Genomic DNA, 26216 nt, shown 5'->3' with positions numbered 1-26216 from the left:
GAAGGGAGGCGCCGGCGCGGCGCGAGGACTCAGCCACGGAGAGCCTCGATGGCGTCGTAGCTGCGCGCGGCGTTGCCGAGCGAGTTCACCGGGTTGGGCGCGACGGCCTGGGTGGGCGCGGTGTCCTGCTCCCAGACGCCGTAGCGCTGGCCGCGGTCGCGCAGCTCCGACAGGAACGCCTGGTACGGCAGATTGCCCGCGCCGAACTCGACGATGTCGTAGCCGTTGGTGTTCGCGTTGTTCGTCTTGCCGTCCTTGAGGTGCAGGATCGGGTAGCGGCGCGGATTGCGCTTGATGTAGTCGAGCGGCTCGAAGCCCGGGTAGAGCTTCTTGCCCACGTAGGCCCAGTAGACGTCCATCTCGAGGTAGACGTGCTTCGGGTCGGTGTTGTCGTAGAACACGTCGTAGAGGCGCGTCTTCGGGTCGTCCGAGCCGAAGGCGAACTCGCCCGCGTGGTTGTGCTGGTAGAGCTTCATGCCCGCGGCCGTGACCTGGGCGCCCCAGGCGTTCCACTCGTCCGCGGCCGCGCGGTAGCCCGCGACGGTGTTGACGTTGGTCGGGGCGTTGCCGGTGCCGAGGTGCGGGGTGCCGAGGATCTGCGCGATCTCGATCTGCTTCCCCAGCTCCGAGCGGAGCAGGTTGGTGCCGACGTGCGAGCCGACGGCCCGCAGGCCGTTGTCGTCGAGCAGCTGGCGGATCTCCTGGGGGGTGATCGCGCCGACGTTGCCCTGGGTGTAGCCGGCGAACTCGATCTCGCTGTAGCCGATGCGGCCCAGCTCCTCGAAGACGGCCCGGAAGCCGAGCGACGAGACCTTGTCGCGGACGCTGTAGAGCTGGATCCCGATCCGGTTGATCGGGACGAGCCGGTTGGCGCCGGACGAGGGCGCGGGAGCGGCGAGGGCGCCGGGCGCCAGCGCGCCGGCCCCGACTCCGACGGCGACCGTGGAGGCGGCGAGCGCCGTCATCAGCGCGCGTCGGCTCATCGGCTTCGCCGTGATGGATCCGTGGTGGTGGTGCATTGTCTCTCCTTCGAAACGGAACATGCAGATGGATCAGGGGGGGGACCGGCCGGCCCGGGCTCTCGGCGCGAGCCGGCCGGTCCCGCCGCGGCTACTGCTGGACGGTGAGGTTCAGCAGGCTGGACGCGGCGTTGGTGTTCGCCGTGGCGGTGTGGGTGACGGTCAGCTTGTAGCTGCCCGCGGCGAGCTTCGGCAAGGTCACGACGACCTTCCCGTTCTCGTCGAGAGTGCCGGTGAGCATCGCGACGGTGGAGAGGTTCCTCTTCACCATCACGGTGACCTGCCCGGTCCCGGCGACGCCGGTCGACGTCTTCGCTTCGACCGAGACCTGCGCGCTGGCGCCCGGCTTGACCGGGTTCGGCGAGACGGTCGCGGTGAGCACGGAGTCGGCCTTCGACACGATCAGGCGGGCGGTGCCGGCCGAGGCCTTGAAGGTCCCGTCCGCTCCGTAGGCCGCGCGGAAGGTGTGCGTCCCGGCCCCGAGGGTCTGCGGCAGGGCGATCGTCGCCTTCCCGCCCTCGAGGGCGCTGCGGCCGATCTCGGTGTCGCCCTCGTAGAGGACGACCTCGCCGCCGGGGGTGCCGCCCTGGCCGGAGACGGTGACCGTCGCCGATCCGGGAGCGCCGAAGGTCACGCGAGGGGCGCCGAGCGCCACGGTCGTGGTCGAGTCGACGGTCGGCGCGTTCCCCGCAGCGAGGTCGATCGTGAACGAGACCGTGCCGACCGCGGAGACGTTGCCGCCGGTGTCGGTGGCGCGGTACTGGACCGTGCGGGCGCCGTTGGTGGTGAAGGGCACCGAGTAGGCGCCGTTCGCGGCGCGGACCGTGGTCCACGTCGTCCCGTTGTCGACCGAGTACTGCACGCTGGCGAGCGCGCCGTTGTCGGCCGCCGCCAGGTTGAGGTTCACCGCGCGGTTGTAGACGCCGCCGACGCCGGTGGGCGCTGCGGGGTCGAGAGTCGCGCTGACGGTCGGCGCCGTCGTGTCGCCGGCACCCGCACCCTGGAAGGTGAGGGAGTCGAGGGACAGACCGGAGGGCGAGGTCACGTAGAGCGAGCCGGTGCCGGTGGGCTGGCCGGAGAACGGCACGAGGACGTCCTGCCAGCCGGCGCCGGCGGGGATGGTCGCCGTCCCGAAGGGCGCCGCGTCGGCGGCGTTCCAGCGGAGGTCGACCGTGCCCTCACCGGTGGCGCGGACCACGACGCCGGTCAGGTTGGCGAGGTTCACCGGGTCCCAGCGCAGGAAGGATCCCGCACCGAGTCCGCTGACCGCGTTGCCGCCGCTGGCGGTGGTGTCCGCGTAGGGCAGGACGCCCTCGCGGGCGGCGTGCTCCGCCTCCTGCGTCTTCGGGTTCAGCCGCAGCGTCGCCTCGGCCGCGGCCGGGGGCAGTCCGTTGTAGCCGGCGTCCGTGTAGGTCACGACGACGGTGCCGTAGAGCAGCGCGCCGGGGCCGTGCTCGGGCGAGTCGGCGGACGTCGGGAACGCTCCCGTGGCACCGGTGCCGGTGACCTCGGGGTGGGCGTGCTCGTCGTGGCCGAGACCGTAGGTCCACGCCACGCGGCTGCCGACGATCTGGTCGCCGTCCTCCGCGTCACGGCCGGTCACCCGGTAGGGGATCGCGTCGCCCCACTCGAAGAACGAGCCGTTGCCGGGCGTCGTGATCTCGATCTGCGGCGCCTGGTTGCCCACGGAGATGACCCGGGAGGTGAGGCTGAACTTGCCCTTGGCGTCGGTGACGCGCAGGCGGGCCGTGAACTGGCCGAGCTCGGTGTAGGTGTTCTTCACGGTGACGCCCGTGGCGTCGAAGGTGCCGTTGCCGTCGAAGTCCCAGTCGTAGGTGAGCGCGTCGCCCTCGGGGTCGGAGGATCCCGTGGCGTCGAACGTCACCTCGAGCGGCGTCTCGGAGGCGGACAGCGGCGTCGCGGTGAAGCGCGCCTGGGGGGCCTTGTTGCCCTCGGCGTAGTCGATCCGGTACAGGCCGGCGTCGGGGTTGGCGCGGAAGAAGCCGTCGCCGTACTCGAGCACGTACATCGACCCGTCGGGGCCGAACTCCATGTCCATGGGGTTGTCGTGGATCGGCTGGTTGCGCGAGCTCAGCGCCGTGTTGGGCAGGAAGTCCTCGATGTGCGTGACCGCGCGGTCGTCATCGAGCGTGAACGCCGCGATGTAGTCCTGCGAGAACTCGCCGAAGAAGGTCTTCTCGTTCCAGTAGGCCGGGAACTTCGACGTCGAGGTGTTCTCCTCGTCGAAGTGGTACACCGGTCCGCCCATCGGGCCCTGGCCGGTGCCCGTGCCGAAGTTCACGAGCTCGTCGAACGGCTGGTCGCCCGGGTTGTCGCCGTAGTAGACGGTCGCCGGCGTGGCCGCCGGGATGTCCACGAGGCCGGTGTTCCAGCGCGAGTTGTTCTTCAGGTTCTGCGGGTCGAAGAAACCGCGGGGCGTCGCCGTCTCGAAGTCCCACTCGTTGTACGGCAGGTTCGGGCCGTGCACGTAGGGCCAGCCCGAGTTCTGCGGCTGGTCGAGTCCGGTCGCGTTCCACTCGACGAGACCCATCGGGCCGCGCACGCCGTCGGCCGCGGCGGCCTTCGTCGCGTCGGGACCGTAGTCGCCCCAGGAGAGGGTGTTCGTCTCCGCGTCGACGTCGATCTTGAACGGGTTGCGCACGCCCATCACGAAGATCTCGGGACGGGTCTTCTCGGTGCCCACCGGGAAGAGGTTGCCCTCGGGGATCGTGTACGAGCCGTCCTCCTGGACCGTGATCCGGAGGATCTTGCCGCGCAGGTCGTTCGTGTTGCCCGCACCGCGACGCGAGTCGAAGCCGGGGTTCATGCCGGGCGCGTCGTTGTTCGGCGCGAAGCCCGCGGCCCCCGGAGCGCTCGCCGGCGTGTTGTCACCGGTCGAGAGGTACAGGTTGCCGTCGGCGTCCCAGTCGAAGTCGGCGCCCACGTGGCAGCACTGCCCGCGCTGCGCCTCGACCTCGATGATCTTCTGCTCGCTCGCCAGGTCGAGACCGGAGCCGGTCCACTTGAACCGGGAGAGGCGGTTGACGCCCTTCCACTGGTCCCAGTAGCTCTCGTCCTCACCCGCGGGGAGCATGTTCGGGGCCGCACCGGTCGGCGTGCCGCTCTGGGGCGCGTAGACCAGATAGACCCACTGGTTCTCGGCGAAGTCGGGGTCGACGCCGACGCCCTGGAGCCCGTCCTCCGAGTTCTGGTAGACGGGGATCGTGGCCACGACGCGCGTGGTGCCGGTCTTCGGATCGGTGTGGCGGATCTCGCCGTTGCGTGCCGTGTGGAGGACCGACTTGTCCGGGAGGACGGCGAGGTCGATCGGTTCGCCGACGTTCTTCGTCAGCAGCACCTTCTCGTAGTTGCTCCAGTCGAGCGCGGACTCCGCGCCCGGCTCCGAGCCGTGGTCCACTCCGTCGTGGGCCGAGGCGGGCAGGCCGAGGGCGGTGAGTCCGGAGACCGTCACCATCCCGGCGATGCCGAGGGCGAAGAGAGACCTGATGCTTCTCTTCGTGGATCGCTTACCATTCATGCGTGATGTGATTCCTTCAACGAGGTGTTCATCGCAGAGGCCGGATCCGTCTCTGTCCGCACGACGTGCGGATCCGGTCTCCTCTGGTCGGCCCGCGGGCCGATGTCTTCGTCGTCGCCTCCTCTCGCGGGATGCTGTCGCGGCGCCGGTCGCTCCTCTTAATAAGGGAGCGGTTCCGGCTGGTCCGGGCCGGCGCGGGGTCTCCCCCGCGCCGGCGGGTCAGTGGGCCGGTCGGATCAGTGATCCGAGCGGATCAGTGATCCGAGCGGATCAGCGGATCAGGACTCGAAGGCCGAGGGCAGGTACTCGGCGACGTTGTCCTTGGTGACGACCGGCGCGAAGAGCTGGATCTGGCGCGGGACGCCGAGCGAGGTGGTGTCGCTCATCGACTTGTTCTGCTCGATCAGGCGGGCGAGCTTGATGCCGTCCGCGGCCTGGGTCGAGGGGTAGACGACCGTGGCCTTGACCACGGAGTCGTCGGCCTCGATCGAGCGCATCACGTTCGCCGAGCCGGCGCCGCCGACGAGGATGAACTCGTCGCGGCCCGCGGTGTCGATCGCGGCGAGGACGCCGACGCCCTGGTCGTCGTCGTGGTTCCAGATCGCGTCGATCTGCGGCGCCGCCTGGAGGAGGTTGGCCGCGGCCTGCTCGCCGCCCTGGACGGTGAAGTCGGCGGCGACGCGGTTGTCCACGTCGAGTCCGCAGCCCGAGAGCGCGTCGGCGAAGCCCTGGCTGCGGTCCTGGGTCAGCGGCAGCGAGTCGATGCCGGCGATCTCGGCCACGACCGCGTCCGGGTTGTCGCCGAGCTGCTCGCAGAGGTAGGTGCCGGCGCTGACGCCCATGCCGTAGTTGTCGCCGAGCACCGTCGAGCGGGCGGCGAACGGGCTGGAGAACTCGCGGTCGACGTTGATGACGGTGATGCCCGCCTCCATCGCCTCGGTCGCGACCTCGGTCAGCGCGGCGCCGTCGATCGGCAGCAGCACGATCGCGTCGACGCCGTCGTTGATGAAGGTCTCGACCTGGCTGATCTGCAGGTTCACGTCGTTGGTGCCCTCCGCGGTGCGCAGCTCCACGTCGTCGTACTTCTCGGCCTCGGCGATGGCCGCGCGGCTGACGGCGCCCATCCAGCCGTGGTCGGCGGCGGGAGCGGTGAAGCCGATCACGACGTTGTCGCCCGAGGCGTCGTTGTCCGAGGCGGCGACCGCGGCGGCGGTGCCGCCACCGGAGGCGTTCCCGGTCTCGACGGGGGCGTTGGAGATGCAGCCGGTGAGCATCAGCGCGACGGCGCCGAAGGCGAAGCCGGCGGTGCCCAGGCGGGCGGTGCGGCCCAGTCGGGTGGTGCGGTCCAGGCGGGAGCCGGAGGGGTTGCGAACGGACATGGAAGTGATCTCCTTCGATGGATCCATGAGGGCCCGCAGGGCACAGCGGTGCCTGCGGAGGGTGACCGGAGTGGTCGAGGTGGATGCTGCTGGTGCTGGGAAGCGGGGCGAGCGCCCCGGGAAGAGGTGGGGCCGGCGGCCCCTCGGGTCAGGACTTGCCGCGGGCGGCGAAGCGCTGCTGCAGCAGGACGGCGGCGACGATGATCGCGCCCTTCGCCACGGCCTGGGCCGAGGTCGACATGTTGTTCTGCGTGAAGACGTTGGTGAGGGTCGTGAAGATCAGGACGCCGAACACGGTGCCGACGATCGTGCCGCGGCCGCCGGCGAGCAGCGTGCCGCCGACCACGACCGCCGCGATGGCGTCGAGCTCGTAGAGCGTGCCGTTGGTCGAGGAGCCTGCGGTGGTGCGGGCGAGCATCATCACCGCGGCGATGCCCGCGGTCAGGCCGGCGAGGCCGTAGACGTACATGGTGTGCCGGCGGACCTTGATGCCGGCGAGGCGGGCCGCCTCCGGGTTGCCGCCGACCGCGACGGTGCGGCGGCCGAAGGTGGTGCGGTTGAGCAGGATCCAGCCGGCCACCGCGACGAGCGCGAAGATCAGCACGAGGACCGGGATGCCGAGCACGTCGGCGCGGAAGAAGTCGAGGAACGGGTCGACGGTGACGATCTGCGTCTGCCGGTTCGAGATCAGCTCTGCGAAGCCGCGGGCCGCGACGAGCATCGCCAGTGTCGCCATGAAGGCGACCACGCGGCCGTAGGCGATCAGCGCCCCGTTGATCAGCCCGCAGACCAGGCCCACGAGCACCGCGGTCAGCACGATGACCAGCCAGGAGGTGTTCGCCGCGTAGTACTGCGTCGAGACCGTGCTCGCCCAGACCGTCGCGAGCCCCATCACCGAGCCGACCGAGAGGTCGATGCCGCCCGAGGTGATGACGAAGGTCATGCCGATGCTGAGCACGCCGATCACGGCGGCCAGGCGGAGGATCGTCAGCACGTTGTCGACGCTGGCGAAGCGCTCCCCCGCGGTGGCGAACCCGACGATGCAGAGGATGACCAGCGCGAGCACCAGGCCGATGTTGCGGCCGAGCGAGCCGCCCATCATCCCCGCGAGCCCGGAGCGGGCGTCCTTCGACGGGGTCCCGCCGCTCGGCCCTCCGGTCGCGGCCGAGGCGTGACGTCCGGCGTCCTCCTGCGGACCGCCGATCGACGGTGACGCGGTGTCGAGCTGTCCGCTCACGCTGCACTTCCTTCCATGACGAGATCGAGCACGCGGTGCTCGTCGATCGAATCGGCGGGGCCCTCGTGGACCACGGCGCCGTCGGAGATCACGAGCACTCGGTCCGAGAGCCCGAGGACCTCGCCGATCTCGCTGGAGACCACGAGCACGGCGGCGCCGTTGGTCGCGAGGTCCCGGATCAGGGTGTAGATCTCGGCCCGCGCTCCGACGTCGACCCCGCGGGTCGGCTCGTCGAGCAGCAGCACGCGGCAGCCGCGCACCAGCCAGCGGGCGAGGAGCGCCTTCTGCTGGTTGCCGCCGGAGAGCGTGCGGGCGTCGCGGTCGACGCCGTGCGGGCGGAGGTCGAGCGCCACCGCCTGCTCGGCCGCCGCCGCGCGCTCGGAGCGCTCGTCGAGGAAGCCGCGCTTGGCGAAGCGGTCGAAGGTCGAGAGGGTGATGTTGCGGTAGACCGGCTCGTCCAGGAGCAGGCCCTGGCTCTTGCGCTCCTCCGGGCAGAGGCCGATGCCGGCGTCGACCGCGGAGGTGACCGAGCCTGCCCGCAGCCGCTTGCCGGCGACGCTGACGGTGCCGGTGCTGGCGCGGCGGGCCCCGTAGATGGTCTCCAGGATCTCGGAGCGGCCGGAGCCGACCAGCCCCGCGAGGCCGACGACCTCGCCGGCGCGGATCTCGAGCGAGACGTCGGCGAACGAGCCGCGCAGCCCCAGGTTCTCCACCTTCAGCAGCGTCTCGGCCTCGGCGGGGAGCTCGGTGCGGTCCGGGAAGACGTACTCCACGGCGCGGCCGGTCATCAGCGTGATCAGCTTCGAGGTCGGGGTGTCGGCGACGGCGAGGTTCTTCGCGACCGTCGCGCCGTCCTTGATGACGGTGATCCGATCGCCGATGGCGCGGATCTCCTCGAGGCGGTGCGAGATGTAGACGATGGCGACGCCGTCGGCGGTGAGCTGGCGGACCACGTGGAAGAGGTTCTCCACCTCCTCCGAGTCGAGCACCGCGGAGGGCTCGTCCATGATGATGACCCGCGCGTCGTGCGAGAGGGCCCGCGCCATCTGCACGATCTGCTTGCCGGCGGCGGAGAGGCTGCCGACCTCGCGGTGCGGGGCGATCTCGGGGTGGCCGAGGCGCTGCATCAGCTCGCGGGTGATCCTCGCGGCCTTGGAGCGGGCGGTGAAGCCGCCGCGGGAGAGCTCGTGGCCGAGGTGGATGTTCTCGGCGACGGAGAGGCCGTCGACGACGTCCAGCTCCTGGTACATCGTGGCGATGCCGAGGGCGAGCGCGGCCGTCGGCGAGGGGATCGTGACGACCTTCCCGTCCACGAGGATCTCGCCCTCGGTGGGCTGGTGGGCCCCGGCGAGCGTCTTGATCAGCGTGGACTTGCCGGCGCCGTTCTGGCCGAGGAGGCAGTGCACCTCGCCCGGGCGGACGTCGAGGTCGACGCCGTCGAGGGCTCGTGCTCCGGGGAAGACTTTGACGATCCCGCGCATCTGCAGAAGCAGTTCTGACGCGGTGTCCTGAGTGCGGGAAAGAGGCTGGGCGGCGGTGTCGCCGGGGTCTGCGTTGACCATGCGGACGAAGCTACAACGACTTAAGTCGCGGGTCAACCAAAAGTTCTGAGTCGTTTCGAAGGAGATCCGGGCGGTCGCCCAGCGCGTCGAAACGCTTCCGTCACCGGCGCCAGCCCTGGGATCCGCGGGTTTAGGCGACATCTGACGGCGCAATGCGCGGCGTGTCGAGACACCACGTCCCGTCGTAGAGCGCTCTCCGACCCTATGAATCCCGTCCGGGCCGCAACCGGATCGTGACCTGCGGCCTCCCGGGCCCTCCGTCGCCGCCCTCCCGCTCAGCAGAAAGAGCTGGCGGAGCCGAGCGCGGGCATGGGAGGGTCGACCCGCCGACGAAAGGACGACGATGTCGAACGACCGAGCACTGCGCGTCGCGATGGTGGGGACCGCCTTCATGGGCCGCACCCACTCGCACGCCTGGCGCACCGCCCCCCGCTTCTTCCCGCTGCCGCTGCGCCCCGAGCTGGCCGTCCTGGTGGGCACCGACCCGCAGCGGACCGCCGAGCGCGCCGAGACCCTGGGCTGGAGCGAGTCGTCGACCGACTGGCGCGCGGTGATCGCGCGCGACGACATCGACCTCGTCGACATCTGCACCCCCGGCGACACTCACGCCGAGATCGCGATCGCCGCCCTCGAGGCCGGCAAGCACGTCCTCTGCGAGAAGCCGCTGGCCAACTCCGTCGAGGAGGCCGAGCGGATGGTCACCGCGGCCGCCGCCTCGGGCCGCGTCGCGATGTGCGGCTTCAGCTACCGCCGCACCCCCGCGCTGGCGCTGGCCAAGCGCTTCGTCGACGAGGGCCGGCTCGGTGCGATCCGCCACGTCCGCGCCCAGTACCTGCAGGACTGGCTGAGCGACTCCGAGGCCCCGCTGACCTGGCGCCTCGACGCCGCGAAGGCCGGCTCGGGGGCACTCGGCGACATCGGCGCGCACATCATCGACAGCGCGCAGTGGCTGACCGGCACCCCGATCGCCTCCGTCTCGGCGGTCCTGCGCACCTTCACCACCGAGCGCCCCGTGCTCGCGACGCAGGCGGGCCTCGGCGGCCGCGCGGAGGAGGGCGCCGAGCGCGGCCCGGTCACGGTCGACGACGCCGCCGCCTTCACCGCCTCCTTCGAGGGCGGCGCCCTCGGCGTCTTCGAGGCGACTCGCGTCGCCACCGGCCGGAAGAACGCCAACCGCATCGAGATCAACGGCGAGACCGGCAGCATCGCCTTCGACTTCGAGCGGATGAACGAGCTCGAGTACTACGACGCCCGCGACCCCGAGGACGCGCAGGGCTTCCGCACCATCCAGGTCACCGAGCCCTCGCACCCGTACATGTCGGCCTGGTGGCCCGCCGGCCACGGCATCGGCTACGAGCACCTCTTCAGCCACCAGGTCGTCGACCTCGTCGAGGCGATCGCCGCCGGCACCCCTGCCACCCCGACCTTCGCCGACGCCCTCGAGGTCCAGCGCGTCCTCGCCGCCGTCTCGACGAGCGCCGCGAACCGCTCCGAGTCCACCCCCGTGCAGCGCGGCACCGGCCCGGTCTGACGCCGGAAGGCACCGCGCTGATCTTGGCAGAGGAGATCTCCCAGCAGCCTGCTGGGAAATCGAGTGATCCTCCTCATCCTTCCCTCGCTGGACTGCGAGCCGAGTGTCGAACGGTTCCGAGAGGGTGCAGCGTCTCCGTCGGGCACGGAGTGCCAGGCTGGGGCGATGCGCCGACGAGGGAGTTCTGCGGCGGCCGTCGCGGTCGTCGCGCTGCTGCTGGGCGGCTGCGTGGAGGCGGAGTCCGGGCCGGCGGCGGTCGGTGCCGGTGGCGTGGCGGACGGCACCTCGGCGAGGGTCTCCGCCGCGGGGACCGTCGACGTCTCCTATCAGCGGCAGGGCGACTTCGCGGTGGTCGTCGCGCTCGACTGCTCGGCCTGCTCCGGGACCGTCACCGTGTCCGCGCCCGGCCGCAGCACTCCGGTGGGCGAGGCCGCGGCGGGGACGCAGTCGTCGTGGCTCCTCGAGACCGTCGCGACCGACCCCGTCGACCAGTCGCTCCTCGTGCGGACCGCCGGCCACTGGACGCTCACTCTGCAGAGCTGGAACGACCTGCCCGAGGTCTCCGGCGAGCAGTCGGGCAGCGGATCCGCGGTGCTCGCGTTCTCGGACGACGTCGACAGCCTCGACGTCGCCTACGGCCCGGCGAGCAGCGAGGACTCGCTCTCCGGCCGCGTCCTCGGCACCGCCGGCACCCGGCAGACCTTCGGCGACACCACGGCCTTCGCCCGCGTCGTCGACGCCACCCTGCCCGGCGTCGTCGCCCTCCGCACCGACGGCGCCTGGACCCTGACCCCGACCCCGTGACACGCGCGCCGGGTCCCCGGTCGCCCTCCGCGAGATGCCACTTGTGAGCACGACACGCCGCAGAATCCGCGCACAAGTGGCATCTCGCGGAGGGGGTCGGCGGGGGCGCTTCGGGGGCTTCGCCTCGTGAGGCGATCCTGCGCCATACTTCCTGGATGAGCAAGAAGATTGACGCGGCGCATCGCGCCCTGGTAGCAGCCCTCGACAAGCACGCCGGCCTCGTCGGCGACAAGTCGTCGAAGCCGAGCAAGGTCGCGCGCGCCGCGTCCGAGCTCCGCGCCGCGACGAAGGCCTACTCGGCGCTCGTCTCGGCCCGCACCGGCACCTCGAGCCCGTTCGCAGACCTCGCCGACCCGCGCCTGGACCAGCCGACCATCGCCTCCCTCCGGGCCGAGCGCGACGCGATCGCCGCCCGCCTGGCCAAGCACGAGGCCCTCGCGGCGGAGTCGGGCGACCAGGCCCTCGCCGGCTGACCCTCCTCCCCCGCTCTCCCTCCCCCGCGGAAGTCGCCGTGTTACGGGCGTGTTTCGCGCGCCCGGTGGCGCCCTGCGTACGGTGGTCTCCGGGATCCGCGCAGTCGCGGCGTCGAGCGACCGGAGGCCGGTCGCAGCGCCGGCGGTGACCAGCACCGCCCGTGGACGCCGCCCGGATCCTCTCCACGGAAGGATCCACCGCATGTCCCTGCGCCGCACTCTCCTCGCGACCACCGCGATCGCCGCCTCCGCCCTCCTCCTCGCCGGCTGCTCGTCCGCCGCCGGCGCGAGCGACGACACCGTCCGCATCGGCGTGGTCGGCGCGGGCGACCCCTACTGGGCGACCTACGAGCAGGCCGCCGAGGACGCGGGCATCGACGTCGAGATCGTCGACTTCACCGACTACAACCAGCTCAACCCCGCGCTGACCGAGGGCGAGATCGACCTCAACCAGTTCCAGCACCTCGTCTACCTGGCGCAGTACAACACCTCGGCCGACGCCGACCTCGTGCCGATCGGCGCGACCGCGATCTACCCGCTCGGCCTCTACTCGACCCAGTACGACAGCGTCGAGGACATCCCCGAGGGCGAGAGCGTCGCCGTCCCGAACGACGTGACCAACCAGGCCCGCGCGCTCCTCGTCCTCCAGTCGGCCGGCCTGATCGAGCTGACGGACGGCGGCACCGCCTTCTCCGGCCTCGACGTCATCGACACCGGCGCCTCGAAGGTCACCGTCACCGCGCTCGACGCGGCGCTCGTGCCGACCTCGCTCCCCGACGTCGCCGCCGCGGTCGTCAACAACGACTACCTCGCGGGCGCGGGCCTCGAGGCCACCGACGCCCTCGCGCAGGACGACCCGACCGACCCGACCGCGGTGCCCTACGTCAACGTGTTCGCCGCCCGCGCGGACGACGCCGAGAACGAGACCTACCTGAAGCTCGTCGACGTCTACCAGACCTCGCAGGACGTGCTCGACGGCGTCTCCGAGCAGTCGGGCGGCACGGCCGTCTTCGCGACGACCCCCGCCGCCGAGCTGCAGTCGACCCTCGCCACCGTCGAGGCCGACGCCGCCGCCCAGGGCTGATCCGCCCCTCCCCCGCCGCGACCCCGCGGCGCAGCAGCGCCCGACCCGGCAGTGCCCGACCCCAGCAGTGCCCGACCCCAGCAGTGAAGGAAGCGCCGTGCCGCTCATCCGCCTCGCCGACGTGAGCAAGGTCTACCCGCCGCTCGCGCGCGGCGCGTCCGCCCTGACCGCCGTGGACGGCGTCAGCCTCGACATCGAGGCCGGCGACGTCTACGGCGTGATCGGCTACTCCGGCGCCGGCAAGAGCACGCTCGCGCGCCTGATCAACGCCCTCGAGCCCGCCACCGGCGGCAGCATCGAGATCGACGGCCGCGAGATCGTCGGCCTGCCCGAGCGGGAGCTGCGCCGGCTGCGCCTCGGGATCGGCATGATCTTCCAGCAGTTCAACCTCTTCGGCTCCAAGACCGTCGAGCAGAACGTCGCCTATCCGCTGCAGGTCGCCGGCACGCCGCGTGCCGAGCTGCGCCCCCGCGTCGACGAGATGCTCCGCTTCGTCGGCCTCTCCGACAAGGCCCGCAGCCACCCGGAGCAGCTCTCCGGCGGCCAGAAGCAGCGCGTCGGCATCGCCCGCGCCCTCGCCGCCTCGCCGCGCATCCTCCTCGCCGACGAGGCCACCAGCGCCCTCGACCCGGACACCACCGGCGAGGTGCTCGCGCTCCTGCGCCGGATCAACGAGGAGCTCGGCGTCACCATCGTCGTCATCACGCACGAGATGGACGTCGTCCAGCAGCTCGCGACGAAGGTCGCCGTGATGGAGGCGGGCCGCATCGTCGAGCGCGGCCCCGTCTTCGACGTCTTCTCGGCCCCGCGGGAGGCGGTCACCCGCCGCTTCGTCTCCACGGTCGTGCGCACGGTGCCCTCGCGGGAGGAGGCGGCGGTGCTGCGCGCGCGCCACCGCGGCCGCCTCGTCACGCTGTCCTTCTCGGACGGCTCCGCCTCGCAGGGCGACGTCTTCGCCGAGATCGCGCAGGCCGGCGTCCCGCTGGAGCTCGTCTACGGCGGCATCACCGACGTCCGCGGTCGCGCCTTCGGCCACCTCACCGTCGCGCTCGACGCGTCCGACGCCGTGATCGACCCCCTGCTGGCCCGCCTCGGCGCCCGCGTCGCCCTCACGGAGGTGCCCCGATGAACGAGCTCATCCCCCTGCTGCCCCAGCTCGCCGAGGCGACCGGCGAGACCCTCTACATCGTGGCCTTCAGCCTGCTCTTCGGCGGGATCGGCGGCCTGCTGATCGGGCTCGGCCTCGCCGTCACCCGCGGCGGCGCGCTCTACGCCAACCGCTTCGTCTTCGGCCTGCTGAACGTGATCGTCAACGTCTTCCGGCCGATCCCGTTCATCATCTTCATCGCCGCCGCCCAGCCGCTCGCGCGCCTGGTGGTCGGCACGGGCATCGGCACCGACGCGATCGTCTTCACACTCTCGCTCGCCGCGGCCTTCGGCATCGGGCGCATCGTCGAACAGAACCTGCTGACCGTGCAGCCCGGCGTGATCGAGGCCGCCCGCTCGGTCGGCGCGAGCCGCTTCCGGATCGTCCGCACGGTCCTGCTGCCCGAGGCGCTCGGACCGCTGATCCTCGGCTACACCTTCGTCTTCGTCGCCATCATCGACATGTCGGCCGTCGCCGGCTACATCGGCGCCGGCGGCCTGGGTACCTTCGCGATCCAGTACGGCTACCGCCAGTTCGAGCCCGTCGTCACCTGGGCGGCCGTGCTCGTCATCATCGTGATCGTCCAGCTCGTCCAGCTGCTCGGCAACGTCCTGGCCCGTCGAGTCCTCCGCCGCTGACCCGCGCGTCCCCTCCCTCTCCGCGAGATGCCACTTGCGTACACGACGCGCCGCGAAAAGCGTGCCCAAGTGGCATCTCGCGGGAGGAGTCAGCACGGTGGGTGTCATGAGGATCCGATACGACCCGCAAGCGAACGCCGCCTACCTGCCCGTCGGGCGCGAACCCGAGGCCGGCGAGTCCGTCGAGCAGGTGCACGACATCGCCGACCCGCACGGGTTCGGCGAGATCATCCTCGACTTCGACGCCGCCGGACACCTCATCGGCGTCGAGATCCTCGGCGCGCGCGCACTCCTGCGCCCCGAGGCCCTGGCCGACGCCGACATCCTCTGACGCCTTAACCACCTCCGCGAGATGCCACTTGTGTACGCGACACGCCGTGAAAGGCGTGCACAAGTGGCATCTCGCGGAGGGGAGGGGGCAGGGCTCAGTAGCGGGGCTTGCGCTCCGGGCGCTCCGAGGAGCGGGACGGGCCCGAGGGGCGAGCGCCGCGGTCGGCGCCGGCGCGGCTGGGGCGGCGGTCGGGCTTGAGCTCGATCAGCTGGCCGCTGATGCGGGTGCCGGCGAGGCGGTCCAGCACGTCCTGGGGCAGGTCGGCCGGCAGCTCCACGATCGAGAAGTCCGGGCGGATGTCGATGTGCCCGAAGTCGCCGCGGTTGAGGCCGCCCTCGTTCGCGAGCGCGCCGACGATCTGGCGGGGCTCGACGCGCTGACGGCGGCCCACCTCGATCCGGTAGGACGCGAGGTTGCTGTTCGACGAGCGCTGGCGGCGCTCGGGACGCTCGCGGTCGTTGTCGTACGAGGACCGGTCAGAGCGCTCCGGGCGGTCGCCGCGGCTGTCCTCGCGGCGGAAGCGGGGGTCGTCCGGCGAGAGCAGCAGCGGCTCGTCGCCCTGGGCGACGATCGCCAGCGCGGCGGCGACGTCGGACTCGACCACGTCGTGGTGCTCGACGTAGTGGCCGATGATGTCGCGGAAGCGGTCGAGCCGCTCGCGGTCGGCCAGCGCCGTGGTGATGGCGTCGTCGAAGCGGGAGAGGCGCGTCACGTTGACGTCCTCGACACTCGGGAGGCGCATCTCGGTCAGCGGCTGGCGGGTCGCCTTCTCGATGGCGGAGAGGAGGCGGCGCTCGCGCGGGGTCACGAAGCTGATCGCGGCACCGCTGCGGCCGGCCCGGCCGGTGCGGCCGATGCGGTGCACGTAGGACTCGGTGTCGATCGGGATGTCGTAGTTGACGACGTGGCTGATCCGGTCGACGTCGAGACCGCGGGCCGCGACGTCGGTCGCGACGAGGATGTCGAGCTTGCCCGACTTCAGCTGCTCGACGGTGCGCTCGCGCTGGGCCTGGGCGACGTCGCCGCTGATCGCGGCGGCCGTGTAGCCGCGGGCGCGCAGCTTCTCGGCGAGCGTCTCGGTCTCGCTCTTGGTGCGGACGAAGACGATCATGCCCTCGAAGTTCTCGACCTCGAGGATGCGGGTCAGCGCATCGACCTTCTGCGGGTACGACACCATCAGGTAGCGCTGGGTGGTGTTGGCGGAGGTCGTGGTCTTCGCCTTGACCGTGATCTCCTCCGGGTCCTTCAGGTACTTCTGCGAGATGCGGCGGATCTGCGACGGCATGGTCGCCGAGAACAGCGCGATCTGCTTCTCGACCGGGGTGTCGGCGAGGATCGTCTCGACGTCCTCCGCGAAGCCCATCTTGAGCATCTCGTCGGCCTCGTCGAGCACCAGGTACTTCAGGTGCGTGAGGTCGAGGGTGCCCTTCTCGAGGTGGTCCATGATGCGGCCGGGCGTGCCGACGACGACGTGGACACCGCGGCGCAGTGCGGAGAGCTGGGTGCCGTAGCCCTGGCCGCCGTAGACGGGGAGCACGTGCACGCCGCGCAGGCCGGACGCGTAGCGCTCGAACGCCTCGCAGACCTGGAGCGCGAGCTCGCGGGTCGGCGCGAGGACGAGCGCCTGCGGGGTCTTCTGCGAGACGTCGAGGCGGGAGAGGATCGGCAGCGCGAACGCCGCGGTCTTGCCGGTGCCGGTCTGCGCGACGCCGAGGACGTCGCGGCCGGACAGGAGGGAGGGGATCGTCGCGGCCTGGATCGCCGAGGGCGTCTCGTAGCCGACCTCCTTGAGGGCCTTGAGGACGGGGTCGCTGAGACCCAGGTCCGAGAAGACCAGCGAGGGGGCGGTCTCGTCTGCCGGCGCGGCCGGGGCGGTGCTGTCGGCGGCGGGCGCGGTCGCGCCGTCGGCCTGGGGGGCGGGTTCGGGTGTATCGGTGGACGCCATAGTGCAACGGTAGGCCGTCGGAGGCGCGCGCGAGCGCAGATCCGGCCTCTGAGCGGGCATTCGCGCCGGATCGGCGGCTGTGGAGGGGTCTCGGGGGGCCGCGCGGGCCCTGCCGTCAGTAGAACTCGACGGTATCGACCCGGTTGATCAGCTCCTCGCCGTCGAGGTAGCGGGTGGCGTTGCGGGCGAAGAGCTCGGCGATCAGGCGGTCCTCGGCCGCGTTCAGCGCGGCGGTGTGCGGGCTGAGCAGCACGCTCGGGTGGCTCCAGAGCGGGCTGTCCTGCGCGAGCGGCTCCTCCGCCACGACGTCGAGGGCGGCGAAGCCGACCCGGCCGTCCTCGAGCGCGGCGAGCAGCGCGTCCTCGTCGATCACGGTGCCGCGGCCGACGCTGACCAGCGTCGCTCCGGGGCGCAGCGCGGCGAAGAAGTCCGCGCCGACGAGCTTCTCGGTCTGCTCGGTGCCGGGGAGGGTGACGACCACGCCGTCGATCCGCCCCGCGACGTCGGCGATCGCCGACGGCGGCACGATCTCGTCGACGTGCTCGACGGCGCTCTCGTGCCGGCTGGTGCCGATCACCCGGGCGCCGAGGACCGACAGCTTCTGCGCTGTCGCCCGGCCGATGGTGCCGAGCCCGACGATCAGGATCGTCTGCTCCGAGAGCAGGCTCATCGTCCAGCGCGAGCCCCACTCGCGGGCGCCCTGCAGCGCCTGCAGCTTGGGCAGCGTCTTCGCGCCCGCCAGCAGGCCGAACAGGGAGAACTCGGCCAGCGGATCGGAGTGCACGCCCGCGGAGGTGGAGAACGCGACCCGCGCGAGCTGCTCCTCGCTCAGGCCGGCCTTCTTCACCTGCGCGCCGCCGCCCGCGGGCATCGTCTGCACCCAGCGCAGCCCCGGGTTCGCGGCGACCGTGCGAGCCAGCTCCGACGGCGTCTCGTCCGGCACACCGTAGAGCACCTCGGCGGAATCGACCAGCTCCTCGAACGCCGCCTGCTGCTCCGCGGTGCGCTCGAAGGCCGGGTCGCCGCCGTGATCGCCCGGGTGCCGCATCGGCGGCAGCAGACTCTGGTCGGCGACGAAGTCGATCCGCGGCTCCAGCTCCACCACCCGCACGATCAGCTCGTCGCTGATCGGCGTGGCGGCCACGACGCGCAGGCGTCCGGTGCGGGCCGCGCCGGGCTCGGTCGATCGGGGCGGAGTCGGAGCGGGCGTCGTCACGGGAGTCCCTTCGAGCGGCGAGCGGCGAACGGCGCGGCGGGCACCGACGCGATCGACCGCGGTCTCCCGTCAGCGTATCGAGCGGAGGGAGCGCGTCAGGTTCGGGCGCAGGGCGGGGAGGAGGCCGGCGTTCGCAGGGAGGTGGGTCTCGATACGCCCGGCCAAGAAGCAACCCCTTGGCCGCCTGCGTTGCTGTGGATCTCCGCGTCGTCGGCCGTCAGTCACCGGGCCGCCGGCTGGACGAACGGTGAGGACGCCCCTGCACGCCTCGAGCCCCGCCCTACCGTGAGCGGACGGCAACATCGATCGAAGGAGACCGGATCATGGCGGCAGCAGGAGTGGCGACGGTATGGGTGCCGGTCGAGGACATGGAGCGGGCGGTCGCGTTCTACCGCGACACCCTCGGCCTCGACGTGAAGAGCACCTCGAGCGACTGGTCGGAGCTCGACGCGGGCGGACTGATGATCGGGCTGAACGCCCGCGAGTCGGCCTCGGTCGCGGAGAGCGGCGGAGCGGTCATCTCGTTCCAGCCCGACGGCAGCATCGAGGACGAGCTGGAGCGGCTGAAGGCGCGCGGCGCGTCGATCGAGGGCGAGATCAGCGACCACGAGTGGGGTCGCATCCTCCCCTTCAAGGACTCCGAGGGCAACGACCTCCAGTTCTACACGCCGCCGCAGAGCTGACGGCGGGCTGAGCGCCGGAGAGACGGCGCGGAGCGAGGGGGAGGCACGGAACCGCCTCCCCCTCGTCGCGTCAGGACGGCTCGTCGTGTCAGGACGGCTCGTCGCGTCGGGACGGCTCGTCGCGTCAGGACGGCTCGTCGGCTCAGGACGGCCGCAGTGGCAGCCGGCCGGCGAGCCGCGCACCGCCGAGGGCGGCCGACGGGGCCAGCTCGATCGAGCCTCCGTAGACCGCGAACTGGCGCGAGAGGCGCTCGATCCCGGAGAGCACCGGCGGGGCCGCGAGCCCGCCGCCGTCGTCGTCGAGACCGATCACCACGGCGTGCTCCCTCTCCCCGCGCGCCACGTCGAGCTGCAGCCGCACGGCCCGCGCGCCGCCGTGCTTGAGCGCGTTGGCCAGCGCCTCCTCGATCAGCCGCACCAGCAGCACCCGCTGCTCGATCGGGACACCGCGCTCCTCGAGACCCGGGTAGTCGTCGTGGACGTCCAGGTCGACGGCGATCTCCGGCGGCAGGCGCGAGAGCAGATCGCGGGCGGCGGCGACCAGCCCGTGCTCGATGTCGACCGGGTAGAGCGCCCCGCTGACCGCGCGGACCTCCTGCTCCCGCAGCTCGTCGAGCCGGCTCGCGATGCCGCTCAGGCGCTCGGCGGTCGCGGCGGAGGGAGGAGTCGCGGCCAGCCCGCGCAGCTCCGCGGCCAGCACCACGAGCGTGTTCTGCAGCCGGCCGTGCAGGCCCTGCGCGACCTCGCGGCGCACGCGCAGCTCCTCCTGCTGGAGCGCCTGCACCGCGTCGACGGCCTGCAGCAGCACGCGGGCGCGCTCCCGCTCCTTCTCGCGCACCCGTCGGGTCGCATCGACGAGCAGGAACCCGAACGAGACGATCAGGCCGACGACCACCGCGCCCACCACGAGCTCGACCACGAGCGCGTCGAGCGCGGTCGGCAGGTAGACCCCGACGATGAGCTGCAGCCCGACGCGGACGACGGCGACGACCGCCGCGATCCCCGCCGAGACCAGCAGCCGCCCGGTGCGCGCGCGGCGCTCGGGACGCAGCAGCGCGACGAGCGCGACCGCGAGGCCGATCGACGCGATGTTGACGACCACGCGCACGACGACGTCGACGACAGGCCCGCTCTCGACCCCCCGGACGGTCTGCGACAGCATGCCCAGCGCGAAGACCGCCTGCAGCGCCGCGAGGACGGCCAGCACCCCGCCGAGGATCGCGACGGTCCCGCGGAGGATCCGGTTGTCCTCGGCGTCGTCCGCGCGGCGCGGCCGGGAGTCGTCGGGGAGGGTCACCGGGTGTGCTCCAGGAACAGCAGGGTCGCCTCCACGCGGGGGTTGCGCGAGCCGTCGGAGCGCAGTCCGAGCGCTCCGTAGAGGGCGTTCACGTGATTGTCGACCGAGCGCACCGCGATGCCGAGCCGCACCGCGATCGCGGCGTTGGTGAGGCCCGAGGCGAGGGCGCCGAGCACCTCGTACTGCCGGCGGCTGAGCGCGTCGACGGGCGAGCTCCGGCGGGCGGTGCGCGCGGCGACCAGGGCGGGGTCGAGCACGGTCCGGCCGTCGAGCGTCGCCCGGATCGCGGTCATCAGCGCGGGGGACGAGAGCGACGAGCTCTTCGAGAGGTAGCTCCAGCCGCGCACCTCGTCGCGGCCGAGCCGGAGGAAGCGGTGCATCGAGTCGACCGCCGAGAGCAGCACGACGGCGAGCTCGGGGTCGCCGGCGCGCAGCTCGCGGCCGAGCTCGATCCCGTCGCCGTCGCCCAGCTCGATGTCGATCACGGCGACGTCGAGCTCGGCGGGTCGCAGCCGCTCGCGCGCCTCGGCGGCCGAGGACGCCTCGACGACGCTGCGGACTCCGGGTACCGCGCGCAGCAGCGACGCGAGCATCTGCCGGTAGAGCGGCTGGTCGTCGACGACGGCGAGCCGCAGCTCCCGCAGACCGCCCCCGAACGTCACACCGCATATCTTGTCCCGGCGCCGGGGGCGGGATCGGCGGAGATCGTGCTCAGAGCCGCTTGACCCCCGTCAATGGGGGGCACGGTCCCACCGTCGGAGCGCCCTGCGGACCGGTCGACGAGACATCCGGTCTCAGCGCGCGAGCAGAGCCCCCGTCAGCGCCAGCCCACCGGCCGCCGCGGCGAGCGCCGCCGCCCACATCCCGAGGCCGTAGCCGAGGCCGGCGGCCCAGCGCCGCTCGAGCAGCATCCGCGCGGCCTCGACGCTCGCCGTGCTGAAGGTGGTGAAGCCGCCCAGGACGCCGGTGCCGAGCACGAGGCGCCACGCGTCGTCCAGAGCGCCGGTCAGGGCCAGCCCGGTGACGACGCCGAGCAGCAGCGAGCCGGAGACGTTGATCAGGAGCGTGCCGACGGGCCAGCGGACCGGGATCAGCGAGCGCGCGACGCCGTCGAGGACGAGGCGGGCTGCGGCGCCGACGCCACCGGCGAGAGCGATGCCCAGGAAGAGGAGCGGCTCGGTCACGCGATCGCCCCGCTCCGCCGCCGGCCCGCGAGGACGACGCCGAGCGCTGCCGCGAGGGTGCCGAGCACGAGCGTCACGCCGGTGTAGAGGACGCCGTCGGCCCAGCGTCCGCCCTCGAGGAGCGTCACGGTGTCGAGGGAGAAGGTGCTGTAGGTCGTGAAGCCGCCGAGCACTCCGGTGCCGAGCAGGAGGCGGAGGGTGAGCCGGCCGCCGGTGTCCGGTCCGCGGCGGGCGAGGCCGGCGAGCAGCAGGCCGAGCAGGAAGGCGCCGACGAGGTTGACCGCGATCGTCGCCACCGGGACGGCGCCGAGCGGCGGCAGTACGAGCGCGGTCCCGTAGCGGGCGGCCGTGCCGACGGCGCCGCCCGCGGCGACCAGGAGGATCGCGCCCGGCCGCAGGTGCGGCGGCCGGGTGCTGAGCGGCGCGGTGCTGGGCGGCCCGGTGCGGGGCGGCGTCACTCCCCCGTGTCCCAGGGGACGCGACGGCGTGTGCCCTCGTCGGCGCGGGGCACGACGAGGACGGGGCGGCGCTGGCGGTGCGCGAGGTGCACCGCGACGCTGCCGCTGAGGAACTCGGCGATGCTCGCGAGCACTCCGGCGTCGCGGGTGCCGACCACGATCATCCGGGCGTCGACCTCTTCGGCGACGTCGGTGAGGACCAGCGCCGGCTCGCCCTGGACCGTGCGCAGCGTCCAGTCGACGTCCGTCCCGGCGAGGGCCGCGCCCATCTCCTCGCGGAGTCCTGGCGGCTCGGTCGGACCGGCGCCGGTGCCGCCGGAGCGCGGCACGAGGCCGACGGGGATGCCGCCGGTCATCGGGTCGACGTACTCGCCGACGAGGTACGGATCGGCGACCACGGTGAGCAGCAGCAGCGGCGCGCCGAGCCCGGAGGCGAGCTGCGCGGCGGTGCGGACGACCTCGGGACGCTGCCCGTCGACGACGCCGACGAGCACGGGTCCTGAGGGAGTGGATTCGGTCATGGACGGCTCCTTCCCTGGTCCTTCCATCCTCCCACCGGGGCCGGAGCGGGAGGAGACGCTGCGCGACGAGTTCCGTCGTGATCATTCCGTTACCGCACGGTGGCGGGCTAGAGTGACGAGTCGCCGGGCCCTGCCGGCGCCCCGCACCACCCCGCAGGCCCCCCTGCACCACCCCAGTCCGCCCACCCGAGGAGAGCGCACGCGTGTCGACCACTGGCATTCCCGATCCGCAGGAGTGTCACGACACCTCTCCCTCCGCGCCGGCGCACCTCACCCGCCGCGAGGCCCGCGCCGCTGAGGCGGCCGCCGCTTCACGGGCGGCCGGTGCCGCTGTGCCTGTCGCTGCCGCGGCCGTCGCCTCTGCGCCCGTCGCCTCCGCGCCCGTCGCCTCCGTGCCCGTCGCCTCCGTGCCCGTCGCTTCCGTGCCCGTCGCGACTCCTCGCGCCACGGTCGCCCCGCGCCCTCCCGCCGCCTCGCAGCCCGCTCGCTCCGGTGGGCTCAGCCGGCGCACCCTCGGCTTCGCCACGTTCTCGATCGTCGGCGGACTCTTCGCCACCGCCGCGCTCCCCGCGTACGGCGCCCGAAGCACCGCGGCCACCGCGGCCGGCACCGCCGCGAACCGCGCAGGCCTGCAGAACCTCACCGTCTCGTCGGAGGCGGCCGGGCAGACCGCCGTCCGCGACGCGTTCGCCGCGCCGACGCAGGCGCAGCTCGACGAGGCCAGCCGCCAGGCGGCCGTGCTGCAGAACGCGAACGGCGGCGGCTTCAGCACCGTGCAGACCCGCGCCGTCGGCGACGACTACCCGTGGCCCTACGAGACGATCGACGACGACGGCGGGGGGCTCTCCCCGCTCGGCTACTACTACCGCGAGTGCGTCGACTTCGTGGCCTGGCGCCTCAACCGCGACGCCGGCGCGACCGCCGCGCCGTGGAAGTATACCTGGGGCAACATCACGCCGATGGGCGGCAGCGCCTGGGAGTGGCCGGACAACTGGGCCGCGAAGGGCTGGGCCACGAGCTCCGTCCCCATCGTCGGCTGCGTCGCCTGGTGGACCTACAACCACGTCTCCTACGTGCAGCAGGTCAACGACGACGGCACCGTCCTCCTCGAGGAGTACAACTACGGCGGCCGCCACAGCTACGTCACCCGCACCTTCCCCACGGCGCAGGTCCCCCTCTTCCTCTACCCGCCCGCCCTGTAGCGGCGGCCCCCGCCGCCTCGCGGATCGCTCACCGCCTCCGTGCGGATATCCATGCTGATCGAGTAGTCCGCGAAGCGGGCGTATCGAGATCCACCACCGCCAGCAGGACGACCTGCAGACCCCGCCGCGCCGAGGGTGAGCGGCTCTCGAGACGCCCCTGCGGGGCTACTCGACCAGCATGACGACGCGCAGCGGCCGCACTCCCACCCCCAGCATGACGACGTGAAGCGACGTCCTCTCAGCGCTACTCAGGAAGCGACGGGCGTCGTCCCGCGCTCGAGCTGCTGCACCCTGGTCCGGGACACACCGAAGGCGGCGGCGGCGGCATCGAGCGTGTACCGGTCGGCTCGAGCGATCGCGACCGCTCGGCGTCGAGCGGCGGCCGAGCGCTCCTGCGCCTCTCGCGACTCGCGCTCGGCCTCCTCGGCTTCGCGCCACGCCGCCTCGGCGGCGGGAGTCACGTGCACAGTGACTGTGACGCTCACGTCCTCCTCAGGGACGTTCAGGAAGAGCGCGGCCACTTCGCGAGCAACGGCGTCGACCTCGCCCACCGTTCGGGCCTGACCCACGGTGTCGAGCTCGGGGATCGTCACCAGCCACCAGCGGCCGTCCCGTTCGGCGGTCGCTGCAAGGTCGTACTTCGTCACGGTCACCCTCCTAACGCCATTCCCTCGGGACATCGGGAAACTTCTTGCCTAGCTGACGAATCACGCCCGCCGATACCTCGGCATGCCGTGGGATCGTCTCCTTCACCGACTCGTCAGGCAGACCCCAGATCTCGTGGCTGCCCTTGCCCCGCCGCAGGAGCACCCACCCGCGCGAGCGAAGGAACGATACGACGTCTCGATACTTCTGCGGCTTCGGCACCAAGATATTACAGCCCCCCTAACGACGACAAGGAAAGGGGGACTGTCGAGATGGCGCACGACGCACGGTCGTCTTCCCGCGCGCAGCGGACGATCACCTCTGAGGCGACGCGCGCACACGATCGAGGACGGCCAGGAGCGCGGCGAGCGCGGGCGTGCGCGGGTCGATCGGGTCGTAGTGGTCGGCGTCCGGGAGTTCGACGAGGCGCGCGGACGGGTGCGCAGCGCAGTAGAGGCGGCTGTGCGCGATCGGGACCTCGTCGTCGAGGGCGCCGTGCAGGAGCACGGTCGGCATCGGCGGTGCGGGGAGCCGCGCCGGGTCGAGGTCGTCGAGCGGGCCGTCCAACCCGAGCAGCTCCGCCACGGCGCCGTCGCCCAGTCGTTCGTCCGCGGCGGCACGCAGGTCGGTCACTCCTGCCAGCGAGACGACGGCGTCGACGTGCGGCGACGGATGCGCGGCCTGCGACCACACGGCCAGGTGGCCGCCCGCCGAGTGGCCGACCAGCACCGTGCGCGGGCGCTCCTCCGCGGGGACCAGAGGCGGGAGCGCCGCGACGGCCGCGAGGACGTCGTCGAAGGAGCCCGGCCATCCGCCGCCCGGGTCGCCGACGCGCCGGTACTCGAGCAGCAGCACCGACCAGCCCGCGTCGGCGAGGGCGGCGGCCAGCGGGCGCGCGTGACTCCGGTCCCAGCGCGCCCGCCAGAAGCCGCCGTGCACGAACAGCACGAGACCCCGACCGGAGCCGCGGTAGTGCTCGGCGATCTGCTCCGGCGCCTCGCCGTAGCGGAGCACCTGGTCGGCCTCGCGCGCCACGAGGTCGAGGACCCCGCTCACGCCCCGCCGCGGACCTCTCGGGACTCGCGCGCCCCCTCGAGGAGCAGGTCGCGCACCGCCAGCACCACGGTCTCGACCTCCGCGAAGGACGTGGAGAGCGGGGAGAGCCCGAGCCGGATGCCGCTGGGCGTGCGGAAGTCCGGGATGATCCCGCGCTCCCAGAGCACGGGGACCATCGGGGCGAAGTCCGGGTGGTCGACGGTGATGTGGCCGCCGCGGCGCGCGGGCTCGCGGGTGGTCGACAGCTCGACGCCGAGCGGAGCGAGGTGCTCGTCGAACAGCTCGACGGCGAAGGCGGTCAGCGCGATCGACTTGGCGTGGATCGCGGGCAGGCCGGCCTCCTCGATCAGGTCGAGCATCGCCTGCATGGCGAGCATCCCGACGATCGGCGGCGTCCCGCTGAGGAAGCGGCGGATGCCGTCGGCGGGGTCGTAGTCCTCGCCCATCCGGAACGAGTCCTTGACGCCCATCCAGCCCTGGATCGGCTGCCGAGCGCCGGCGATCAGCTCGCGGCGGACGTAGAGGAAGGCGGGGGCGCCCGGTCCGCCGTTGAGGTACTTGTAGGTGCAGCCCGTCGCGAGGTCCACGCCCCAGGCGTCGAGCTCGATCGGCAGCACGCCGACGGAGTGGCAGACGTCCCAGAGCACCAGCGCGCCGTGCTCGTGCACGATCTCGGTGATCGCCGGGACGTCGGCGGCGTAGCCGGAGCGGTAGGCGACCTGGCTCAGCACGACGACGGCCGTGTCGGCGCCGACGACCGCGCGGACGTCGTCCGGCGTGACTCCGGAGCCCGACTCGGTCTCGATCCAGCGGATGCTCGCCCCGGTCTCGGCGGCGATCCCCTCGACCACGAAGCGGTCGGTCGGGAAGTTGCCGCGGTCGATGACGATCTCGGAGCGGCCGGGCCGGGCGGTCAGCGCGGTGCGGATCAGCTTGTAGAGCGAGACGGTGGTCGAGTCGCCGACGACGACCTGGCCGGGAGCGGCGCCCAGCACGGAGCGGCCGAGGCGGTCGCCGAGCGTCAGCGGGAGCTGGAACCAGCTGTCGTCCCAGCCGCGGATGAGGCGGGTCCCCCACTCCTGCTCGACGAACGCGGCGTAGCGCTCGGTCAGGACCTTCAGCGGGCGGCCGAGCGAGTTGCCGTCGACGTAGGCGGGCAGCGCCGGGTCGTCCGCGCCGACGAAGCGGGAGCGGTAGCCGGCGAGCGGGTCGAGGCGGTCGAGCTCGGCCGCGGAGGAGCGGACGGTCTGGTCGAGGGCCACGGCG

At 72.4% G+C, this 26216-nt stretch carries 25 protein-coding genes; 9 read left to right on the top strand and 16 right to left on the bottom strand.

The window, feature by feature from the left end; genetic code table 11:
- Nucleotides 1-29 precede the first annotated feature (29 nt).
- From MT353_RS19685 to MT353_RS19665, 5 genes are all read right to left on the bottom strand, one after another.
- Nucleotides 30-1019: a sugar phosphate isomerase/epimerase gene (locus MT353_RS19685; protein WP_243616440.1), complete on the bottom strand. Its 990-nt coding sequence runs from the start codon at nucleotides 1017-1019 to the stop codon at nucleotides 30-32.
- 91 nt (nucleotides 1020-1110) lie between these two features.
- Nucleotides 1111-4557 (bottom strand): PQQ-dependent sugar dehydrogenase, encoded by a 3447-nt coding sequence (locus MT353_RS19680; RefSeq protein ID WP_243625672.1) that lies wholly within the window; start codon nucleotides 4555-4557, stop codon nucleotides 1111-1113.
- 278 nt (nucleotides 4558-4835) lie between these two features.
- Nucleotides 4836-5936: a substrate-binding domain-containing protein gene (locus MT353_RS19675; RefSeq protein WP_374204726.1), complete on the bottom strand. Its 1101-nt coding sequence runs from the start codon at nucleotides 5934-5936 to the stop codon at nucleotides 4836-4838.
- 148 nt (nucleotides 5937-6084) lie between these two features.
- On the bottom strand, nucleotides 6085-7038 hold the full coding sequence (locus MT353_RS19670; RefSeq protein WP_123445318.1) for an ABC transporter permease: 954 nt from the start codon (nucleotides 7036-7038) through the stop codon (nucleotides 6085-6087).
- A 131-nt stretch (nucleotides 7039-7169) separates the two neighbouring features.
- Complete coding sequence (locus tag MT353_RS19665) at nucleotides 7170-8654, bottom strand: sugar ABC transporter ATP-binding protein (protein ID WP_243625763.1); 1485 nt, start codon at nucleotides 8652-8654, stop codon at nucleotides 7170-7172.
- A gap of 424 nt (nucleotides 8655-9078) precedes the next feature.
- Here MT353_RS19665 and MT353_RS19660 point away from each other — a divergent pair, with 424 nt between their 5' ends.
- The 7 genes from MT353_RS19660 (at nucleotide 9079) to MT353_RS19630 (ending at nucleotide 14743) form a co-directional block, all read left to right on the top strand.
- The gene (locus tag MT353_RS19660) at nucleotides 9079-10266 is read left to right on the top strand and encodes a Gfo/Idh/MocA family protein (protein WP_243625671.1); all 1188 of its coding nucleotides are present in this window, start codon (nucleotides 9079-9081) and stop codon (nucleotides 10264-10266) included.
- Between the two features lie 165 nt (nucleotides 10267-10431).
- Nucleotides 10432-11070: a hypothetical protein gene (locus MT353_RS19655; protein WP_243625670.1), complete on the top strand. Its 639-nt coding sequence runs from the start codon at nucleotides 10432-10434 to the stop codon at nucleotides 11068-11070.
- Nucleotides 11071-11225: 155 nt separating this feature from the next.
- Complete coding sequence (locus tag MT353_RS19650; RefSeq protein ID WP_123444613.1) at nucleotides 11226-11543, top strand: hypothetical protein; 318 nt, start codon at nucleotides 11226-11228, stop codon at nucleotides 11541-11543.
- Between the two features lie 202 nt (nucleotides 11544-11745).
- Entirely contained in the window at nucleotides 11746-12627 is an 882-nt protein-coding gene (locus MT353_RS19645) for a MetQ/NlpA family ABC transporter substrate-binding protein (protein ID WP_243625669.1), read from the top strand.
- A 97-nt stretch (nucleotides 12628-12724) separates the two neighbouring features.
- Nucleotides 12725-13756 carry a methionine ABC transporter ATP-binding protein gene (locus tag MT353_RS19640; RefSeq protein ID WP_243625668.1) on the top strand — a complete coding sequence of 344 codons (1032 nt, stop codon included), beginning with the start codon at nucleotides 12725-12727 and terminating at the stop codon, nucleotides 13754-13756.
- Nucleotides 13753-14412 (top strand): methionine ABC transporter permease, encoded by a 660-nt coding sequence (locus MT353_RS19635; protein WP_243599767.1) that lies wholly within the window; start codon nucleotides 13753-13755, stop codon nucleotides 14410-14412. Before MT353_RS19640 ends, MT353_RS19635 begins: the two co-directional genes overlap by 4 nt.
- Nucleotides 14413-14518: 106 nt before the next feature.
- The gene (locus tag MT353_RS19630; RefSeq protein WP_243599766.1) at nucleotides 14519-14743 is read left to right on the top strand and encodes a DUF2283 domain-containing protein; all 225 of its coding nucleotides are present in this window, start codon (nucleotides 14519-14521) and stop codon (nucleotides 14741-14743) included.
- A 94-nt stretch (nucleotides 14744-14837) separates the two neighbouring features.
- Here the strand turns inward: MT353_RS19630 and MT353_RS19625 are convergent, their stop codons facing one another.
- The gene (locus MT353_RS19625) at nucleotides 14838-16688 is read right to left on the bottom strand and encodes a DEAD/DEAH box helicase (protein WP_123705713.1); all 1851 of its coding nucleotides are present in this window, start codon (nucleotides 16686-16688) and stop codon (nucleotides 14838-14840) included.
- A gap of 115 nt (nucleotides 16689-16803) precedes the next feature.
- Nucleotides 16804-17904: a D-2-hydroxyacid dehydrogenase gene (locus tag MT353_RS19620; RefSeq protein ID WP_243625667.1), complete on the bottom strand. Its 1101-nt coding sequence runs from the start codon at nucleotides 17902-17904 to the stop codon at nucleotides 16804-16806.
- A 323-nt stretch (nucleotides 17905-18227) separates the two neighbouring features.
- Here MT353_RS19620 and MT353_RS19615 point away from each other — a divergent pair, with 323 nt between their 5' ends.
- Nucleotides 18228-18587, top strand: a complete 360-nt coding sequence (locus MT353_RS19615) for a VOC family protein (protein WP_123444608.1) — start codon at nucleotides 18228-18230, stop codon at nucleotides 18585-18587.
- A 142-nt stretch (nucleotides 18588-18729) separates the two neighbouring features.
- Here MT353_RS19615 and MT353_RS19610 read toward each other — a convergent pair whose 3' ends face one another.
- The 5 genes from MT353_RS19610 to MT353_RS19590 all read right to left on the bottom strand — a co-directional run bounded on the left by MT353_RS19610 (nucleotide 18730) and on the right by MT353_RS19590 (nucleotide 22047).
- On the bottom strand, nucleotides 18730-19884 hold the full coding sequence (locus MT353_RS19610; RefSeq protein ID WP_243625666.1) for a sensor histidine kinase: 1155 nt from the start codon (nucleotides 19882-19884) through the stop codon (nucleotides 18730-18732).
- The gene (locus MT353_RS19605) at nucleotides 19881-20546 is read right to left on the bottom strand and encodes a response regulator transcription factor (protein ID WP_243599763.1); all 666 of its coding nucleotides are present in this window, start codon (nucleotides 20544-20546) and stop codon (nucleotides 19881-19883) included. Before MT353_RS19605 ends, MT353_RS19610 begins: the two co-directional genes overlap by 4 nt.
- 132 nt (nucleotides 20547-20678) lie before the next feature.
- The gene (locus tag MT353_RS19600; protein ID WP_243599762.1) at nucleotides 20679-21068 is read right to left on the bottom strand and encodes a CrcB family protein; all 390 of its coding nucleotides are present in this window, start codon (nucleotides 21066-21068) and stop codon (nucleotides 20679-20681) included.
- Nucleotides 21065-21526, bottom strand: coding sequence for a fluoride efflux transporter CrcB (crcB, locus tag MT353_RS19595; protein ID WP_243625665.1), 462 nt, complete (start codon nucleotides 21524-21526; stop codon nucleotides 21065-21067). The genes MT353_RS19600 and crcB overlap by 4 nt, the downstream gene beginning before the upstream one ends.
- Entirely contained in the window at nucleotides 21523-22047 is a 525-nt protein-coding gene (locus MT353_RS19590) for a universal stress protein (protein ID WP_243625664.1), read from the bottom strand. Before MT353_RS19590 ends, crcB begins: the two co-directional genes overlap by 4 nt.
- Before the next feature lie 203 nt (nucleotides 22048-22250).
- On the opposite strand from MT353_RS19590, the gene MT353_RS22070 reads away from it, so the two are divergent.
- A complete protein-coding gene (locus tag MT353_RS22070; protein WP_308197542.1) occupies nucleotides 22251-23249 on the top strand; it encodes a CHAP domain-containing protein in 999 nt (332 codons plus the stop codon).
- 248 nt (nucleotides 23250-23497) lie between these two features.
- Here MT353_RS22070 and MT353_RS19575 read toward each other — a convergent pair whose 3' ends face one another.
- From MT353_RS19575 to MT353_RS19560, 4 genes are all read right to left on the bottom strand, one after another.
- Entirely contained in the window at nucleotides 23498-23896 is a 399-nt protein-coding gene (locus MT353_RS19575; protein WP_243599758.1) for an antitoxin HicB, read from the bottom strand.
- 10 nt (nucleotides 23897-23906) lie between these two features.
- Entirely contained in the window at nucleotides 23907-24116 is a 210-nt protein-coding gene (locus tag MT353_RS19570) for a type II toxin-antitoxin system HicA family toxin (RefSeq protein ID WP_308197541.1), read from the bottom strand.
- Nucleotides 24117-24209: 93 nt separating this feature from the next.
- Nucleotides 24210-24950: a S9 family peptidase gene (locus MT353_RS19565; protein WP_243625663.1), complete on the bottom strand. Its 741-nt coding sequence runs from the start codon at nucleotides 24948-24950 to the stop codon at nucleotides 24210-24212.
- Complete coding sequence (locus MT353_RS19560) at nucleotides 24947-26212, bottom strand: aminotransferase class V-fold PLP-dependent enzyme (RefSeq protein WP_243625662.1); 1266 nt, start codon at nucleotides 26210-26212, stop codon at nucleotides 24947-24949. The genes MT353_RS19565 and MT353_RS19560 overlap by 4 nt, the downstream gene beginning before the upstream one ends.
- Nucleotides 26213-26216 lie beyond the last annotated feature (4 nt).

Origin of the sequence: Rathayibacter sp. VKM Ac-2927 (assembly GCF_022815525.1) — a bacterium.
In the GTDB taxonomy this organism is placed as follows: Bacteria; Actinomycetota; Actinomycetes; order Actinomycetales; family Microbacteriaceae; genus Rathayibacter; species Rathayibacter festucae.
The sequence above is the reverse complement of the archived record's forward strand: the minus strand, read 5'-3'. Positions and strand labels throughout refer to the sequence as shown.